Source organism: Bartonella sp. AA83SXKL, assembly GCF_042196965.1.
In the GTDB taxonomy this organism is placed as follows: Bacteria; Pseudomonadota; Alphaproteobacteria; order Rhizobiales; family Rhizobiaceae; genus Bartonella.
In genome coordinates, this window is the sequence record NZ_JBHIRG010000253.1 from 1 (window position 1) to 280 (window position 280).

Genomic DNA, 280 nt, shown 5'->3' on the forward strand with positions numbered 1-280 from the left:
GCAATGAATGCAGTTATCAGTTACTACATAGGCCAAAATCAACCTCCATTTTTATTTTAGTGACTTTTGGAGGAAAGTGTATGTGCGTCTTTATCTTTTTCTCTTATGAGTTGATCGCGCAACGCAGCTAATTTTGCAAAAGGTGAATCAGGATTAGGGCGCTTTTCTCTCTGAGATGATTGATGATTGCTGCGTTTGCTGTGCTGTTTGTTCGACTTGTGAGAGTGTCTGGTGTGTGATGTGGCTTCTCGAGAGTTGTTTTCCTGTGCATTTACTTCTT

General features: G+C 40.7%; 1 pseudogene. It reads right to left on the reverse strand.

Features of this window, described 5'->3' with window-relative positions:
- Positions 1-56 precede the first annotated feature (56 nt).
- Positions 57-280 (reverse strand): annotated as a pseudogene (locus ACFINO_RS10940) (hypothetical protein); the annotation flags it as partial.